The 1,771-nt window shown below is 62.7% G+C and carries 2 protein-coding genes; both read left to right on the plus strand.

The window, feature by feature from the left end; all coding sequences use genetic code 11:
* The coding region (locus ACSFBF_RS35965) for a bacteriophage T4 gp5 trimerisation domain-containing protein (RefSeq protein ID WP_435475164.1) at positions 1-1,045 on the plus strand (1,045 nt) is incomplete at its 5' end.
* 30 nt (positions 1,046-1,075) lie between these two features.
* Positions 1,076-1,771, plus strand: a 696-nt coding sequence (locus ACSFBF_RS35970) for a type VI secretion system Vgr family protein (RefSeq protein ID WP_435475166.1), incomplete at its 3' end; no start/stop codon positions are given.

The raw sequence follows: 1,771 nt of genomic DNA on the forward strand, positions 1-1,771 counted from the left end.
CGACTTCATTGGCGGCAGGCCCGACCGTCCGGTGATCGTGGGGCGCGTGTACAACGCCGACCAGATGCCGCCGTTCGCCTTGCCGGGCGAGGCGACCAAGAGCGGGATCGTCACGCGGTCGAGCAAGGGTGGCTCGGAGGCCACGGCGAACGCGTTCGTGTTCGAGGACAAGATGGGCGCCGAGCAGATCCTGGTGCACGCGGAGCGCAACCTCGATGTGGAGGTGGAGGGAGACGAGACGCACACGACCGAGAAGACGCGCACGACGTTGATCAAGGGGCACGAGTCGGCTACCTACGAGTCGGGCGAGGAGAGGCACATCACGCAGGGTGCGGTCGAGACGATCGACGGGGGTGAAGAGCGCACGGTGACGGGTGGTGCGAAGGAGACGGTGACGGAAGGGGAGAAGCGCACGATCACGGGCGGGGCGACGGAGACGATCAGCGGGGGTGAGACGCGGGTGGTGAACGGCGGCATTGATGAAACCGTCAACGGCAGCGTTTCATTGACCGTGAACGGCACCGTGGTGCGCCTGGTGACCGGCGCCGACATCCGCATCGTCGGCGGTGGGCGCATCGAGATCATCAACGCCATCGACACCAAGCTCGTGATCGGTCCCGACACCACGGTGGTCACCGGCCCGAAGACGGTGGGCGCGCCGACCATCGTGCACAACGCCACCAACTACACGCTCAACAACAAGCACTACACGCTCAATGCGGACGTGATTGTCTACAACACGCCGCGCCAGACGGTGACCACCGACGATCACGGTCACTGGCGCTGGACCAATTTCGCCGCGACATGGGGCAAGGCGAACCTCTGGACGCCCCTCGCCTTCGATTTCTACGCCGCGAAGGTGATGGTGACCGCATCGACCTTCACCTCGATCAACGGCGTGTTCATCAATCTCGCGCTGCTGAACGACAACGAGAACCGGATCAAGAAGAATGTGGCGATCGGCGATCTGGGGATCGTGGTCTCGAAGCTCGTGAAGTTCAAGTTCAAGGAGGCGAGGGGCGCGTTCTTCCTCAGGGCTCCTTGAGCCAGAAAAAAACAACAGGAGACTTGCTTCATGCACAGAGTTGTAAAGGCGCACACACCGCTGGAAGAGAGCCAGCTGCTGTTCCGTTCGATGCGCGGCACGGAGGGTTTGTCGCAGCTGTTCGAGTTCGAGGTCGATCTGCTGAGCCCGAGTGCTTCGATCGACCTGAAGTCGGTGCTGGGCAAGCCGCTGACGCTGGAGATCCAGACGGCGGGCAGCGAGCCGAGGTACCTGAACGGCCAGGTGGTGCGCTTCTCGATGATCGGGCGCGAAGGCGACACCGAACGCCATACCGTGTACCGGGCCACCGTGCGGCCGTGGCTGTGGTACCTCACGCGCTCGAGCGACAACAAGATCTTCCAGAACAAGAGCGTGGTGGAGATCCTGGAAGAGGTGTTCGGCGACTACGGCTTCGCGTTCGAGAAGCAGCTCAGCGGCACGTATCGGCAGTGGGAGTACTGCGTGCAGTACAACGAAAGCGACTTCGCCTTCGTGAGCCGGCTGATGGAACTCGAAGGCATCTACTACTGGTTCAAGCACGAGCAGAACCAGCACACGCTGGTGCTGGCCGACGACGTCGGCACGCATGAGCCGATGCCCGGCTACGAAACCATCGACTACTTCGCGGCCGACCGGGACATCAGCGAAGACATGGAAGTCATCCGGGAGTGGCAGCCCAGCGAGGAAGTGCGCTCGGGCAGCTACACGGTGGACGACTTCAACTTC

This window comes from Variovorax nivicola, from assembly GCF_051216475.1.
In the GTDB taxonomy this organism is placed as follows: domain Bacteria; phylum Pseudomonadota; class Gammaproteobacteria; order Burkholderiales; family Burkholderiaceae_C; genus Variovorax.